This is a genomic window from Streptomyces sp. E2N166, from assembly GCF_003671715.1.
Taxonomy (GTDB): Bacteria; Actinomycetota; Actinomycetes; order Streptomycetales; family Streptomycetaceae; genus Streptomyces; species Streptomyces thinghirensis.
The window spans coordinates 111,279-126,106 of record NZ_RAIF01000006.1 but is presented as its reverse complement, the minus strand read 5'-3'; the positions used below and the strand labels follow the sequence as shown (position 1 = coordinate 126,106).

The 14,828-nt window shown below is 69.9% G+C and carries 13 protein-coding genes and 3 pseudogenes; 9 read left to right on the top strand and 7 right to left on the bottom strand.

The features are described 5' to 3' along the window. Window positions 1-2: 2 nt before the first annotated feature. Entirely contained in the window at window positions 3-4,304 is a 4,302-nt protein-coding gene (locus EBH09_RS00795) for a trypsin-like peptidase domain-containing protein (RefSeq protein ID WP_153182575.1), read from the top strand. Here the strand turns inward: EBH09_RS00795 and EBH09_RS38370 are convergent. Both EBH09_RS38370 and EBH09_RS00785 read right to left on the bottom strand, forming a co-directional pair. Continuing rightward, entirely contained in the window at window positions 4,271-4,612 is a 342-nt protein-coding gene (locus EBH09_RS38370; RefSeq protein WP_238697206.1) for a DUF6300 family protein, read from the bottom strand. The genes EBH09_RS00795 and EBH09_RS38370 overlap by 34 nt on opposite strands. A gap of 129 nt (window positions 4,613-4,741) precedes the next feature. Beyond that, window positions 4,742-4,900, bottom strand: a pseudogene (locus EBH09_RS00785) (transcriptional regulator); the annotation flags it as partial. Between the two features lie 453 nt (window positions 4,901-5,353). Between EBH09_RS00785 and EBH09_RS00780 the strand changes: the two are divergent. After that, window positions 5,354-6,046, top strand: a complete 693-nt coding sequence (locus EBH09_RS00780) for a hypothetical protein (protein WP_238697116.1) — start codon at window positions 5,354-5,356, stop codon at window positions 6,044-6,046. Window positions 6,047-6,337: 291 nt separating this feature from the next. Next, window positions 6,338-6,502, top strand: a complete 165-nt coding sequence (locus EBH09_RS38365) for a transposase family protein (RefSeq protein WP_238697115.1) — start codon at window positions 6,338-6,340, stop codon at window positions 6,500-6,502. A 46-nt stretch (window positions 6,503-6,548) separates the two neighbouring features. Here the strand turns inward: EBH09_RS38365 and EBH09_RS00770 are convergent, their stop codons facing one another. Then, window positions 6,549-7,124: an XRE family transcriptional regulator gene (locus tag EBH09_RS00770; protein ID WP_121745144.1), complete on the bottom strand. Its 576-nt coding sequence runs from the start codon at window positions 7,122-7,124 to the stop codon at window positions 6,549-6,551. A 120-nt stretch (window positions 7,125-7,244) separates the two neighbouring features. On the opposite strand from EBH09_RS00770, the gene EBH09_RS00765 reads away from it, so the two are divergent. From EBH09_RS00765 to EBH09_RS00755, 3 genes are read left to right on the top strand one after another with little or no spacing between them, the layout of a single operon-like run. Next, window positions 7,245-8,081: a DMT family transporter gene (locus EBH09_RS00765; RefSeq protein WP_121745143.1), complete on the top strand. Its 837-nt coding sequence runs from the start codon at window positions 7,245-7,247 to the stop codon at window positions 8,079-8,081. A gap of 39 nt (window positions 8,082-8,120) precedes the next feature. Continuing rightward, a complete protein-coding gene (locus EBH09_RS00760) occupies window positions 8,121-8,768 on the top strand; it encodes an FMN-binding negative transcriptional regulator (RefSeq protein ID WP_121745142.1) in 648 nt (215 codons plus the stop codon). A gap of 44 nt (window positions 8,769-8,812) precedes the next feature. After that, complete coding sequence (locus EBH09_RS00755) at window positions 8,813-9,520, top strand: phenylalanine--tRNA ligase beta subunit-related protein (RefSeq protein ID WP_121745141.1); 708 nt, start codon at window positions 8,813-8,815, stop codon at window positions 9,518-9,520. Window positions 9,521-10,377: 857 nt separating this feature from the next. On the opposite strand, the gene EBH09_RS00745 is transcribed toward EBH09_RS00755, so the two are convergent. Next, window positions 10,378-11,094 carry an HAD family phosphatase gene (locus EBH09_RS00745; protein WP_121745140.1) on the bottom strand — a complete coding sequence of 239 codons (717 nt, stop codon included), beginning with the start codon at window positions 11,092-11,094 and terminating at the stop codon, window positions 10,378-10,380. Window positions 11,095-11,487: 393 nt separating this feature from the next. On the opposite strand from EBH09_RS00745, the gene EBH09_RS00740 reads away from it, so the two are divergent. Then, complete coding sequence (locus EBH09_RS00740; protein WP_121745139.1) at window positions 11,488-12,099, top strand: ScbR family autoregulator-binding transcription factor; 612 nt, start codon at window positions 11,488-11,490, stop codon at window positions 12,097-12,099. 70 nt (window positions 12,100-12,169) lie between these two features. Then, window positions 12,170-12,316: pseudogene (locus EBH09_RS00735) on the top strand (ISAzo13 family transposase); the annotation flags it as partial. 24 nt (window positions 12,317-12,340) lie between these two features. Here EBH09_RS00735 and EBH09_RS00730 read toward each other — a convergent pair. Next, window positions 12,341-12,488, bottom strand: a pseudogene (locus tag EBH09_RS00730) (IS5/IS1182 family transposase); the annotation flags it as partial. 166 nt (window positions 12,489-12,654) lie between these two features. On the opposite strand from EBH09_RS00730, the gene EBH09_RS00725 reads away from it, so the two are divergent. Further along, window positions 12,655-13,143 (top strand): N-acetyltransferase, encoded by a 489-nt coding sequence (locus tag EBH09_RS00725; protein ID WP_121746159.1) that lies wholly within the window; start codon window positions 12,655-12,657, stop codon window positions 13,141-13,143. A 329-nt stretch (window positions 13,144-13,472) separates the two neighbouring features. Here the strand turns inward: EBH09_RS00725 and EBH09_RS00720 are convergent, their stop codons facing one another. After that, entirely contained in the window at window positions 13,473-13,919 is a 447-nt protein-coding gene (locus EBH09_RS00720; RefSeq protein WP_193776047.1) for a peptidoglycan-binding domain-containing protein, read from the bottom strand. Between the two features lie 557 nt (window positions 13,920-14,476). Next, window positions 14,477-14,821, bottom strand: a complete 345-nt coding sequence (locus tag EBH09_RS38360; RefSeq protein ID WP_238697114.1) for a hypothetical protein — start codon at window positions 14,819-14,821, stop codon at window positions 14,477-14,479. Window positions 14,822-14,828 lie beyond the last annotated feature (7 nt).

Below are 14,828 nucleotides of genomic sequence, written 5' to 3'. Positions count from 1 at the left end.
CCGTGCCGGGCATCGCGTGGGAGCGCGGGACGGCCCGTGTGCTGCACGAGGGCCGTCCGGTCGGGGTGGCGTTCCTGATCCCCGACGGGTTGCTGCTCACGTGCGCCCACGTCGTCGCCTCCACGGCGGGCCTTCCGGAGGACCAACCGCTGCCGGAACTCCTTCCGGTCACCCTCGACTTCCCGCTGCTGCCCGGGCGGCCCGCGGCCGCGGCCACCGTGCACTTCAGTGTGCCGGTGGCCGGCGACAGCAGCGGTGACGTAGCTGTCCTGCAACTGGCCGGTGAGCCTCCGCCGGGCGTCGTGCCGATGCGGATCGTGGAGGCGGACGATCTGGCCGGGCACCGCTGGCGGGCCTTCGGGTTCCCGAGGTATCCGGGACGGGGCGGCAGCAAGGACGCCGGAATCTGGACCCGCGGCACCGTCGAGGGCCGCGAGGGCACTGGCTGGTGGCAGCTGACCTGCGACGAGGAGACACCGTTCCCGCTGGCCGGCGGCTTCAGCGGAGCACCGGTGTGGGACGAGGAGTACGGCGGCGTCATCGGCGTCGTCGTCGCCGTCGAGGGCGACCAGCGGCGCCGGACCGGCTACGCGCTGACCGTGGAGTCCCTCACCCGGGAATGGCCCCAACTGCGCAGGAGGCTGCTGGCGGACAGCCCGTACCGCGAACTGCTGTCGTTCACCGAGCGCGACCGCGCCGTCTTCCACGGCCGTGCGAACGAGACGCAGCGGCTGATCGAACTCCTCGAGCAGCAGCAGGTACCCGTCCTCCCCGTGCTCGGCCCCTCCGGCGTCGGCAAGTCCTCGCTGGTCGGCGCCGGCCTGCTCGGCCACCTCGACCGCGACCGGTACGTGATCGCCCGCCTGCCCCTCGGGCTGCGCCTCACCGCCGAGGAACTGCTGGCCTGGGCCCTGGCCTCGGCGGGGGACGCGGACACCATGCAGTCGGACTGGCACGACCGCTGGTCGGCGCTGGCCCGGCAGTTCACCGACGAGCAGGGCATCCGTGCCGCCGTCGAGCAGACACTGGCCCGCCACGGCGTACGCTCCCGTCTGGTGCTCGTGGCCGACCAGTTCGAAACGCTGCTCGCGGACGCGCCCGACACCGCGCGCCGGCTGGACGCCATCCTCGGGGTGCTGACCGCTCGCCGCACGGACGGCAGCCGCCCCGCCCAGGCCGTGGTGGTCGCCCGGATCGACTACCTCTCGCAGATCGAGCAGCTCCCCCACCTCCGAACGGCGTGGGACGCCACCTCCGCCGTGGTCCAGCCTATGACGCGGACGCAGCTGCGGGAGGTGATCACCCGTCCGCTGGAGAGACACGCGGGGGTCCGGTTCGCCGACGGCCTGGTCGAGCGACTGCTGCAGGACACCCCGCCCGGCCCGGCCGCGCTGCCGATGCTTGAGTACACCCTGAGCCGACTGTGGCACCGACAGGAACGCGGGTGGCTGACCACCACCGCGTACCAGCAGCTCGGCGGCGTGGAGGGGGCCCTGGCGAAAGACGCGGAGAGCAGGCTGTGGGCCTGGGCGGACGGGGCCGAACGGCAGGCGCTGGAGCGGATCTTCATCCAGCTGGTACGTCCCGGCGAGCAGCTGGACGCCGGAGAACCCGGCCCGGACACCCGCCGGGTCGCCGCCCGCACCGAGTTCTCCGAGGGCGACTGGGCGCTGATCCACCGGTTGGCCAGCACGCGGCTGGTCGTGGTGACGCGCCGCCCGACGGGGAGGGACACCGCTGAGCTCGCGCACCAGGCACTGGTGGAGAAGTGGCCGCAGCTACAGCGCTGGGTCGAGGAGAACCGGGAGTTCCGCAGATGGCAGGAAGGGCTGCGCCGCTCCTTGCAGGCGTGGCAGGAGCAAGGCCGCCCGAAGGCACTGGTCCTCAGCCGGGAACAGGTCACGGAGGCGCGGCGCTGGATCGACGCACGCGCCAGCGAAGTACCCGTCGAGGAAGCCGAGTTCGTCGCCACCAGTGCTCAGGTCCAGCAGCGTCGCACCCGCCGGCGCCGCTTGTTCCTCGCGGGCTTCGCCGTGCTCACCGTCCTCGCTCTCGTCGCGGTGTCCCTGGCCACCCGCAACGCCCGCGACAGCAGTGAGCAGCGGGCCCTGGCCGCCGGCCGGAGCCTGACGGAGCAGAGTCGGCAGCAGACCACCGCCGACCCGGCCCTGGCGGCTCGCCTCGCCCTGGCCGCACAGCGCGTCTCCCCGACTCCGCAGACCCGCGCACAGCTCCTGTCCTCGGTGTACTCGCCCGTACAGGTCACCCTGACGGGGCATACCGAAGCGGTGGAGTCGGTCGCCTTCAGTCCGGACGGGCAAACCCTTGCCACCAGTGGGGACGACGGCAAGGCGCGGCTGTGGGACGTGGCGGGGCGCCGGCAGATTGCCGCACTCGACGGCGGTAGCCGCCAGGTGCACACAGCGGCGTTCAGCCCCGACGGCAGGACCGTCGTCGCCAGTCGCGACGGGTGGGAAGCAGGCCTGTGGGACGTGCGCACCCGGAAGCAGACCGCAGTCCTGACCGGTGCAGGAGGTCCGGCTCTCTACACGCCGGACGGAGACACGATCGCCACTGGAGGCCGTCAGGGAAAGGTCCTGCTCTGGGACGCCCGGACTCATCAGAGGATCGACGAACTCCGGGTACACCGCAGCAACGAGGATGCCGGGCCCTCCCATCTCGCCTTCAGCCCGGACGGCACCACCCTCGCCGTCACCGTCGGCGGCTTCCGCGCCAGCAAGAGCGACCAGTCCGAGGTACAGCTCTGGAATGTGCGGGAGGGACGGCGCACGGCCACGCTGAAAGGCCACACGGGACAGGTGACCTCGCTGGCGTTCAGCCCGGACGGCGAGACGCTGGCCACGGGGGCGAGTGACTCCACAGCCCGCCTGTGGGACGTACGCCGGCACCGCCCACTGGCCACGCTCCCAGGACACAGCAACACCGTGTGGTCCGTGGCGTTCAGCCCGGACGGCCGGATCCTGGCGAGTGGAAGCCATGACCGTTCCATCTGGCTGTGGGACGTGGAGGAGCACACGGCCGTGACCGTGCTGAACGGCCACACCGGGGGTGTGAACGCACTCGAGTTCAGCCCGGACGGCGCGATGCTGGCCAGCGGGTCCTCGGACGCCACGGTCCGGCTGTGGGACATGCGGGTCGGGCAGCCGCTCGTCACGATCGCCACGGACGGTCCGACACCGAAGACCGTGATCACGGCACCTCAAGCCGTGTACAGCCCGGACGGGAAGGTGCTGGCGGTCAGCGACGACACCGGGGCCGTCCGCCTGTACGACGCCCGTACGCGGCGCACGCTGGGTCGGCTGACCGGGCACAGCGGCAACGTGAACTCGCTAGGGTTCAGCCCCGACGGCAGTCTTGTCGCCGCGAGCAGCCACGACAGTCCGCTCGTCATGCTGTGGGACGCGCGCACCCACCGCCGCCTCGCCTCGCTCGACAGCCATCGCAGGCCCGTGCAGTCCGTTCGCTTCAGCCCGGACGGCCGGACCCTCGCCACCAGCAGTTACATCGACGGAACGACCCGTCTGTGGAGCGTACGGACCCATGAGCAGCTGGCTTCCCTCGACGCCGGGGCCCAGTGGACGGGCTTCAGCCCGGACGGCAGCACCCTTGTGACCGGCGGCTTCCAGTCCTCGTCCGTGCACCTGGTGGACGTTCGGACCCACCGTCGCCTCGACACCCTCGACGCGGTCAACAAAAGTATCCACTCCGTCGCCTTCAGCCCGGACGGGAGCACCCTGGCCATGGCGAGCGGGGACGGAAAGCTGAGGCTGTGGGATCTCAGCCGCCGCCGCCTCACCGCGACACTCACGGGACACACCGACACGGCGCAGTCGGTTTCCTTCACCCCGGACGGGAAGACCCTCGTCAGCAGCGGCGGGGACGGCGCGGTCATACTGTGGGACGCGCACACCCACCGTCGCCTCGCCACCCTCACGGGCCACACTGGCATTGTCTGGTCGGCCGCCGTCAGCCCGGACGGGAAAACCCTGGCAACGGTCGGCGACGACCGCGCGATGCGCCTTTGGGACATCGGGACCCACCGGCAGTTGGCCCTGTACACCGGCCATACCGGTGCCGTGAATTCGGCCTTCTTCTCCCCGGACGGGAACACCCTCGTCACCAGCGGCTCCGACATGACCGTACGGCTGTGGGACACCCGCGCCTTCAGCGACCTCGACACCCTCACGGACCGGGCCTGCATCCTCGCGGGCCGGTCCCTGACCGAACAGGAATGGCACCGGTACGTTCCTCACGGAGTCGCGTACCGCCGGATATGCCCATGACGGCGACGGCTCGGGGGGCATGGCGGCTCGCCATGGAGCCGGCGAGCGTGTGCCGCACGTTCCTCACCTCGCAAACGGACCATATCGACTCTGCGTCGGCGTACCGACTCGACCCAGGCGGCCACGTGACCGCCGAAGTCGACGACCCTCCAGAGGGGAGCCTCCTCGGCAACCGCGAAGAATGCCAGCAGGTCGTCCGCCGACGTGTCGCCGCTGTCGCAGGCCGGGCACAAGCCCGCTTCCCGGAAGCCCTCGACGGGACGCCCGGCAGCGTTCGTCCATGAATGACCGAACCGGACACGGAACAGTGCCGCGCCTCCGCAGCGGGCGCACGGCTGGCTTCGTTCGCTTCAAACAGCAGCGTTTGTCTACCGGTCTGGGCAGCAGTTGGTGATTTTGAGGCGCGTGAATGTTCACGAGAAAAAGCAGCAGTCCATCCGCAACTCGCTGAAGCGCAGGGTGCGCTCGCCGAGCGCCTCGATGATCAGTAGCGCCCATTTGTTGGCGACGTCCGAGAAGATCTCCCGCGCCAGGGAGTCTGCGCGCCGCAGGTCAGCGTCCTCGGGCAGGCCCTTGAGCAGTTGCTTGATCACCATGAGGTTCCTCAGTCACCGAACCCCTACGTGCTTGTGTCAAGACCGTGGTTGTGCCTGTCCCGGCGCGCTCTGATATGGCCACCCACGATGCCCTCACAGGAGGTTCGGGGTAACCGTTCGCGTGGGTTGCTCCCGGCCGCGTACGTTCCGCGTATGACCAGGACAACGCCGGCCAGGCCGGTTGCCGTGGAGGCCGTGTTCCCGGAGCTGGCGGCGTACCGAGGGCGGACCACCCGCCTGCATCCGCGGCCGGGGCGGCCCGGGAGGCACGACAGCCATGTTGGCGGGCCATTGCTCTGGCCGGGCAATGAGCCGTGGCCGGCGTGCCGCGAGCCCCACGAGCCTGAGACCGTGGGATACGCACCGGATGAGATCCGCGCCGCTCGGGCTGTGGGCGCATGGCCGCGGAGCCGTCCTTGGTCCGACGGCGGCAGCCCCGGGGAGGGCGGGCCAGTGCCCTTCGTGGCGCTCGCTCAGTTCTTCGGCCGGGACGTTCCTGGCCTGGCCGCCGGCCCCGGCGGCGCGGACCTGGTGCAGCTCTTCCGCTGCCCGTTCACCCACGGCCCGCATCAAGAGCGCCGATACCTCCTGCAGTGGCGGTCGGCCGCGCAGACCGAGCGCGCGGACCATTTCCTTGCCGCCGCGCCCGAAGTGCCGTTGTTCTGGTGGGAGCACGAACTCCCCGAGCCATGTGTCGTGCACCCCGAGGAGGTGGACACCTGTCCGTGGGCGGAGGACGACACGCTGCCTGCGGCTCTGATTGCCCGCATCGACGCCTGGGACGATACCCAGGCGGCGGAAGACGGCCGGGACGCCCCCAGCTACCAGGGCGCCCTCTCGATACCGCCCGGCTGGCGGGTCGGCGGCTTTCCCAGCTGGGCGTCGACGGGCCCGATGGACATCATCTGCGCGTCCTGTGCGGCCCCGATGCTGCTGCTGGCAGCCGGCGGCGGCGAGATGGACCCGGACTCGCACAGCTGGATGCCGCTCGAAGACCGCGATCCGACCCGGCGGGGGATGGCCTCGATCCGGGGCGGCCAGCCCGTCGCCCAACCCACCCGGCTCCGCTTCGGCCGTGACCGAGACCTCCAGGTCTTCATTTGTCCGACCGACCCGGGACACCCGCACCAATGGGTACTCTCCTGACGCGCTTCTGGAGGTACGACTCAAAAGCCGTACGCCGGGAACTGCGTCGCCGCAGGATCTTGTTGGTCATCTCCCGCAAGGGCGCCCCGAACGTCAAGGGCCTGGGCATGTTCCGCTACGGCGTCGAGCAGACTCGGTGCATCGTCCCGCAACTACCCGTTCTCGGCGAACGTGCAGGTCATCGTGGACGCCGAGACCCGTCTGGTGGTGACCGCGGCCCGGCCGGTGCCCGGCAACGCGGCGGACGCGAGAGCCTGACGGGACTCAGGCCCGGCCGACATCTGCGCAGGTGTGACGGTCCTCGGCGACGGTGCGTACATCAGCACCGGCCTGATCGTCCCGCACCGCAAACGCCCCGGACGGCGTCTACTCAAGGGCGAGCAGGAGGACAACGCGCAGCACCGCAAGGCCCGCGCCCGTGTCGAGTACACCTTCTCCCGCATCGCCATCGTTTGACGACAGAAGGGGCGTATGCGATCCAGCCGCTGGGGCCATCGGGACGCTACGCGGGTCCCGGGGGCAGGTGAACGGTCATGATCAGGTGGCAGGTCTCGGCGCCTGAACCGCGGTAGGTGTGGGTGGCGTCGGCGTCGAAGGTGGCGGTCTGTCCGGCGGCGACGGGGTACTCGGTGCCGTCGACGACGAGCACCATCTCCCCCCTGGTGACGCTGACGGTCTCGGTCACGCCGGCCTGGTGGGGGTGGCTGGGGTACTCCTCGCCGGGTTCCAGTGCCCAGCGCCAGACCTCGGTGGCCGCCGGACCGCCGGTGGTCAGCATGAGCCGGGCCTCGCTGCCGCGCTCTCCCTTCCACAGGGGCACAAGGGCGTCGGCGCTCACCACCCGCACGCGCTGTTCGGGGCTGCCTTCCATCAGCGCGGAGACGGAGACGCCGAGGGTGTCGGCGAGGCGGACCAGGGTGGCGAAGTTGGGGTTGCCCTGGGCCTTCTCCAGGGCGACGAGGGCACCCTTGCTGACCTTGGCGCGGCGGCCGAGTTCGTCCAGGGACAGTCCGGCGCGGGTACGGGCCGCGCGGACGTTGTGCGCGAGCGTCCGCAGCGCCGCCTCGGTCTCGGCCATCGGTTTCGTCCCTCCAGCAGCAGGTCGGTGTGCTGCACCGCGTGGTCGTTCGGTTGACGATATGCGGTCGGTGCGTTGTACGGTGCAGTCGTTCCATTGATAGTAAGGGATATACGTACCGTGATCGCTCTCCTGCTGGCCCTGGGCAGCTCCCTGGCCTACGGCTGCGCCGACTTCCTCGGCGGCCTCGGCGCCCGCAAAGCCCACGTCCTGCGGACCGTGATGATCGCCGCCCCGGCCTCGCTCACCGTCGAGCTGCTGCTGTGGCCCTTTCTCGGCGCCTCGTTCACCCCCGCCACCCTCGCCTGGGGCGCGGCCTCCGGCGTGGCGTCGGCCGCCGCTTTCGCCCTGCTCTACCGCACGCTCGCGATCGGCCCGATGAACGTGCTGTCCCCGATCACCGCGCTCATTTCGGCGATGCTGCCGGTCGGCGTCGGGCTGGTGCAGGGCGAGCACCTGGGCCTGGCCGGGCTGATCGGCCTGCCGCTGGCACTGGCGGCGGTGGTCCTGGTCAGCGCCGGGCACGGCACGAAGTCGGCACGCCCCTCGCGCACCGCGCTGCTGCTGGCCTTCGGCGCCGGCACCGCCATCGCCCTGCAACTGGTCTTCCTGCACCAGGCGCCCTCCGACAGCGGCGTGGGCCCGCTGATCGTCGGCCGCGCCGTCTCCTCCGCCGTCACCCTGGCCGCCGCCGGCGTGATGTTCCGGCGCCTGGGCCCGGAGAATCCCGCCTACGCGATCTCGGCGGCGGCCGGTGTGCTGGACTCGGTGGCCAACCTGCTGTTCCTGCTCGCCGCCCGCAGCGGCGACCTGGCCGTCGTTGCCGTGATCACCGCCCTGTACCCGGCCGGCACCGTCCTGCTCGCCCGCGGCGTCCTGGCCGAACGCATCCACCGCGGCCAGCTGATCGGCCTGGGCTCCGCCGCCGTCGCCGTCGGCCTCCTCGCCCTCACCTGAACCACCACCCTGTACCACCCTGTACGGAAGGAGCTCGGCATGTTCATCCAGCCCTGGGACGCCGCCCTGGACGACGCCGAATGGCAGACCTGGATCGCGGACGGCCACGACTTCGGCATCCTCAGCGTCAACGGCTTGCCCGACCAGGCCCCGGTCGTCGTGCCCACCCACTTCACCGTCGACGGCACAGTCCTGCTGATCCATCTCGCCCGCCCCAACCCCGTCTGGAAGACGATCGAGGCCGACCCGAACGTCACCTTCACCGTCACCAGCGACTACGCCTTCATCCCCGGACCCTGGCGGGCCAAGCCCGGCATCCCGCCCACCGACGGCGTCCCCACCAGCTACTACGCCGCAGTCCAGTTCACCTGCCAGGCCACCATCGTCGACGAACCCGAGGACAAGGCCGAACTGCTGCGCCGCCAGCTGGCCCACTTCCAGCCCGACGGCGACCACGCCCCCGTCGATCCCGACCAGCCTCCCTACGGGCGGATGCTGCCCGGCATCCGCGGCCTGCGCCTAGCCGTCGCCGAGGTCCGCGCCAAATTCAAGTACGACGACCACAAGCCCGTCGAGCAGCGCACTGACACCGCCCGCCGGCTCACCGAACGCGGCACCGCGCTGGACGCGCCCACCGCGGCCCAGCAGCTGCGCCGCCTGGACCGCGTCGGCACCTGGAAGTCCTGACCACCCTCACCCCAGCCCGCTCCCGGAATGGAATTGCTCTCACGATGACCGCCTTCCGCATCAGCCCCGCCGTCGCCGAGGCCTTCCCCGACACCCTGATCGCCGTCGTCACCGCCACCGGCCTGCACGGCCGTGAGCCCTGGCCCCGCACAGCCGCCGCTGTGGAGATCCTGGAACAGGACCTCGCCACCGGCGCCTGGACCCCCGCCGACGAGAGCGACCCGCGCATCGAGGCATGGCACACCGCCTACCGCTCCTTCGGCACCAACCCCCGCCGCGTCCGGCCCAGCGTCGACGCCCTCGGCCGCCGCCTGGCGAAGAAGGGAACGCTGCCCCGGATCAACCCGGCCGTCGACTCCTACAACGCCGTCTCTGTCCGTCACGGCCTGCCCGCCGGCGCCTTCGACCTCGACCACGTCACCGGTGACGTCGAGATCCGCTACGCCGAGGGCACCGAGACGTTCACCCCGCTCGGCGAACCCGACACCGTTGAGAACCCCAAGACCGGTGAGATCATCTACACCGACACCACTGACGTCCTCACGCGGCACTGGAACCACCGCGACGCCCACCGCACCCGCGTCACCGAGAACTCCACCCACGTCGCCTTCGTTGTCGAAACCCTCCACGCCAACCGCGACGGGCATCTCCTGACCACCGCCGCCGACGAACTGCAGGACCTCCTCAGCGAACACTCCGTCCAGAGCACCGTCCACTACCTCAGCCCCGCACACCCGCAGGCCACCCTCTGACACCACGCCTTGGCATCCCGGTGACGGCGAAGGCTGAACAGCACCTCGTTCGGGCTTTGGTGCTCACTCCTGGCCACCGCCGTCCACGTCCAGCTCCAGCGCGTCCGGGTCTCGCAGCGGACGCAGGGCGCCGGAGGCCGGGACCTGGGCGGTGAAGCTGTAGCGGCCGAGCAGATTCAGCTTCCGGTGCTTGAGCGGGGAGCACGTCCCCCGCCCCTCCGCACCCGTCTCTCCGACGACCTCAGTTGAAACCTCCTGCCGACGGCTGACCTCTTGCTCGCCGGCGACCTCACCGGCACCACGACCGCCGGCCGTAACCGCGGAGCCTGTATAGCCCTGCGGACCGCCCTGGAGATCGCGTCGACCAGGTGCTCGACGCCGCGGTGCCGGGGCTTGGCGACGCCACCATGCGGGCCAAGCTGTAGTAGTGCGCTGGTCGGGCATGGTTCGGGCGGTCAGTCGTCCTCGACGATGTGGAGGTGGCCGGTGGCGTCGGCGATGGGGTTGCGGGAGGAGCGGGAGGCCGCCGCCCGGGTGCGGGTGGAGTGGCTTCAGGCGGAGGCGGGCCGGATCCTGGCTGAACTCGGCTCAGCAGAAGCGGTGTTGGAACGCCGGGTGATCGCTCGGGTGGAGCTGCCGAGGCCCTGGCCGCCCCCGATGACGGGGCCGCGCAGGAGGTGCCGGAGTTGGTGCCGGCGGCCCAAGCGGTGCAGGTGCCGGTCGCGGGGTCGATCGTGCCGCACTTCGGTGACAACTGCCATCCTCTGCGGTGCAGGAGCGGTGTGCTCCCGCCGCCCCGATGTGCCGCCGCCGGTGACCACCGGGGAGCGCGAGCGCTCGGCGTTGCCGGACCTCAGTCAGCTGTCACGGCCTTTGCGTTCCCGTCGGCTGCCGAGCGTGTCCGCCCAGGCCAGCAGTTCGGGAGCGTCCAGCGTCGGCAGCCACCTGTCGGCCCGGACGGTACCGTCGCCGTTCGGCCGTGGGCCGACGCCCAGGACCCGCAGGCCGGCCCGTCGGGCCGCTTCCACACCGGTCAGGGAGTCCTCCACCGCCAGCGCCCGGTGCGGGAGGACACCGCAGAGCCGGGCCGCCACGGCGTACACATCGGGGTGCGGCTTGGGGCGCACGCGGTCCCCGGTGTCGGGTACGACCAGGTGCTCGAAGTGCTCGAGCAGCCCGGCCCGTACCAGGCTGCCTTCGACCACGACCCTCGGGCAGTTGCTGGCCACCGCCAGCGGCAGGCGGCCGGAGAGCAGCCGTACGATCCGGACCGCACCTGGCATCGTCCGTGGTTCGTCGGTGACGAGTGCCAGGAAGTGGTCGAGAAGCGCGGCTGTCAGATCCTCGGTCAGTTCGGGTTTTTGCACGGACTGCGCCATGAGTCGGCCGCAGTCCTCGTAGTGCAGGCCTAGGGCCTGCTCGGCAAACCCGGGCGGTGGCTGGAGTCCGTGCTCCCGGAACGCCTGGCTGCGAGCCTCCTGCCAGTGGCGTTCGCTGTCCATCAGGGTGCCGTCACAGTCGAAGACGACGGCTTCGGGCGACCAGTCGAGCAGATCGTGGTCCGAGCGGGTCACTGGGGTCTCCCATACCTTCGCGTGTATGTCGCATTTCCGTATCCGGAGGAAACGGAAAGATAGCGACCGCTACGTTATTTCCGTCCAGGCAAATCGGGCAATAACCCTTTTCGGTGACTAGGCGTGCGCCGGAAACAGGCGTATGGCTGTGCGGCGGCGACATCTGCTACGCGGCCGCCGAGACCTTCAACCCCGTGTCCGGGCACGTCGGTTGCCGCGCATGCCGGACAGTGCGGGGCCCTGGAGTGCTTTGCTTCCGATACCACTCGCAGGCGTTCGCATTCGAAAGAACTGTGTAATCAGTGCACGAAAGTGCCCTGTCTGAACGCCAGGCGTACGCTGGCGCACTAAATTCTTGGGTGGTGTGAAAACAGAGCGAGGGCGGACGGAACATTGCAGGAACGGGCGAAGGCAACCCGCAGATCACTGCTTGAAGCGGCCGCTCAACTGTTCGCTGAGCAGGGATACGCGGCCACCAGCGTCAATGACATAAGCGCGAGGTCGGGCCGGACCAGCGGTGCGGTGTACTTCCACTACACCGGCAAGGAGGGGATCGCCGTCGCCGTCGTCGAGGACCGGTTCGCCACCTGGTCTCAGCTCGCTGCACGATACGGAGACGAGACGCTTCCCCCGCTCGAACGGCTCGTTGCCCTCAGCTACGACATTGCGCACGCCCTCACCCGGGATCCCGTGACGCGTGCCGGTGCCCGTCTGTGGGCCGAGCGCACCGTCATCAGAGCTCCCGTACCCCACCCCTTCGCGTTGTGGACCGCCGCCGCCACGCGACTGCTCGCGCAGGCCCGGCTGGCAGGACAGGTCAGCGAGCACGTCCGCCCCGCCCGCGCGGCCCGCGCTCTCGTGCCTGCGTTCTTCGGCCTGTGCACTCTCACCGAGGCCCTTGAGGGTACGACCGTCCTCAACGACCGCCTGACCGACTGGTGGCACCTGATCTTGCCGTCCCTCCGGCCGCAACCGTCCCGCGAGGACCATCCGGCATGCCGGTGACGCACATCGGGCCGCTGGGCCGGTGCGATGGTCGTGAGCCATCCGGGCTGTCGGGGACCGTCTCCTCCTCGTTCGTTGTCCTGGTGGTGGCTGGAAGAGGGCAGCGGACCTTGATCCAGGGCTGCGGCCGGCTCTGTGCGCGTTGGTCGAGCCCGACGAGCTGGGTGACCCGGTGTCGCCGCTGCGGTGCACGACGAAGAGTTCGTCTCATTTGGCGAGTCTGCGGTAGCAGATGAGGCCATCGGCGCGGGCGGTCGTAGTCGTATCCCTTGTCCGCGTGCAGTTTGGCGGGGAGGCGTCGACGGGGCCCGCGGCGGGAGCGAATCGGCGGGATGCCCCGTACGAGCGGCTCGGAGTGCCTGGCCGTCGTGAAGATTGGCGCCGGAGATGGCACCACCCGCTGGAACAGCTCCCACAACTCGTCCGGCACCAAGCGCTCGACCATCACCACGCATGCCAGTGGGCCGGGGTCGCGGCTTGCCAGGAGCGTGGATGTGAAATGGCGTTGCGTCCCGTGTGGTGGGAATGGACGCTGGCTGGTCGGAGGTGGTGAGGATGACCAGCGTTGTGGTGAAGCTGTCAGCACGCGTCTTCGTACATGCGGACCTCGCGTCGTGCGGGTGGTCGGGGTCCAGACTCCACTTGGCCAGCGTCGCGACGCAGTTGGAGCGTGCCCGGCTCGGCGAGGTCGACTATCTTGCGGTCTGCTCTGCAACGGACATTCCCGTTGCGAAGGGTGGCGTCGACTACCGAGTCAAGGAGGGTGTTGGCACTTTGTGGCAGTTGGCTGTCCATCCGGCATTGCAATCGTGCGGGATCGGCACCTTCCTTGTCGAAACATTAGAGCTTCGGATCATGAACCGTGGTCTGCGGCAAGCCGAACTCGGCGTGGAGGAGAACAACCCCCGGGCTCGGGCGCTGTACGAACGGCTGGGCTATGTCGCTTACGACCGCCGGCCTGACTCGTGGCACGAGCAAGCCCCGGATGGGTCGCTGCGCCGCTACGAAACGATGTGCACGTTGATGCGTAAGGAACTTTTGTAGCTTTGGGCATGTCAGGGCCCTCAGTCGAGGAGCGGGTGGAGACCTGCCCGTCCGGGGAGCTTGGGCGCGGTCTCGTCCCGCAGGCATCGCCCGCTGCGCTCGCCGCCGAGGACGGCATCGGCGGGGGCATCGCGCCGTGTGGCCTGACAGAGCGGTTGAACGGGGAAAACGCGGGCACCTGGGCTGGACGACGCGGGGGAGACGGTGCGGGACTCGACGACACTCCCGGAGTGTCGTCCTCGCCGCGCTGTCCCCGTACTGCCCCGTCGTCCGGCCGAGCCGGCTAGCCGCGAGGGAAGGCCAGAGCCGTCAGGCGCTGAATCGCGGTCTCAGAGGCGGGCGCAGCCCAGCGTCGAACTGTAGTGCTTCATGCTGTCGCGGGTGTTCGGGCCGTAGATGCCGTCCTGGAAGAGGCTGTACTTGCCCTGGAGGGCCTCAACGGCGAGGAACGTCTGCGGGCCGTAGAAACCATCGACGCCCAGGTAGGAGTAGCCCTCGCAACTCTTCAGGCTCCGCTGCAACGCCTTCACGGCTGGGTTCTCCGTGGTCTGGTTGAGTACCAGTTTGCAGGTCAGGCTCTTGGAGCTGCCATAAGCGGGCACCGTGACGGAGTGGCCCGAGGTGATGGAGACGGCCTTGGTGGTGTTGCAGGTCGGGTGAACACCGGCCGCGCTCGCGGAAGGGGAAACGGCGACACCGCAGGCGAGTACGGCTGCCAGGGCGCCCAAGGCGGCAAGGGCGCGGGGCTTGCTGCGGGACGTGTGCGAAGACATCATGCTCCTCATGGGAGGTGTCGGGCAGGCACGAAAATCTTGATCAAGGATCATGATGCTTGCTCTCCCTTGGCATGTCTATGCCTCCTCCGCACACCGTTGCGCCTGACACCTGCCTACAGGGCGACCAAAGTCGCCGTGTCAGGTGCTCAGATGGACCTCACCGAGATGCGTACCGGTACGGGACGGACGATCAGTTGAGGCTCACGGGGCCACATTTGAATGCGGTGGTGCTCTTGACGACGCTCCGTCGATGCCGCCGTCACTCAGCTCCGCATCGAGGGCCTCGAAATCCGTGACGAGGGCGGACCGACTCTGCCCGCTCAAGCACCGTGAGCCCAAGGTGCTCGGCCGCTACAGTTTCAACGCCTCCCTCCTGGCCGCCGGCGCTTTTGCGCCCGCTGCGCGATCCGGGACCGGTCGACCTTGACCACGATGACAACGGCGACGACGAGTGAACCCGGCGCCTCGCCGAACACGGCCCGGCCCGGCCCGCACCACTGACTTCGCCCGTGTGCGCCGCGAACACCACCGGTGACGCCGGCCTTTGACCTGCGCCATCAGGTTGGCGGGACCTTCTGTGCCGGGCTGCCCGAAGGGCGGTCGGGCTTGTGGGGAATCGGGTGCGGCGGGCGGCCCAGACGGTGCGCTCGGTGCGCATCGCCAGGTTGTCGCGGCGCGGCCTCGACGGCTTCGGGGTACGCCTCGCGCTTCGCGTGTTCGGCGAGCGCCCGGTAGAGGCTGGCGACGGAGGGGGTCTGTCCCTCGCGCTGGCCGGTGGGGATGATCAGGTCGGGCTGGATCTGTTCGACGGACTCGCCGCCCGCGCGGCGCCGAAGAACGGTGTGGAGCACGTCGTCGTCCATGGCGGCTGCGTCGTCGAGGTAGGCGTCGGCGTCGTACACCTCGATG

Coding starts and splice junctions, on each gene's coding strand:
- EBH09_RS00770 (WP_121745144.1), bottom strand. CDS start 7,124: ATGGCCGAGACCGAGGCGGCGCTGCGGACGCTCGCGCACAACGTCCGC.
- EBH09_RS00760 (WP_121745142.1), top strand. CDS start 8,121: ATGTTCATCCAGCCCTGGGACGCCGCCCTGGACGACGCCGAATGGCAG.
- EBH09_RS00755 (WP_121745141.1), top strand. CDS start 8,813: ATGACCGCCTTCCGCATCAGCCCCGCCGTCGCCGAGGCCTTCCCCGAC.
- EBH09_RS00725 (WP_121746159.1), top strand. CDS start 12,655: ATGACCAGCGTTGTGGTGAAGCTGTCAGCACGCGTCTTCGTACATGCG.
- EBH09_RS00720 (WP_193776047.1), bottom strand. CDS start 13,919: ATGATGTCTTCGCACACGTCCCGCAGCAAGCCCCGCGCCCTTGCCGCC.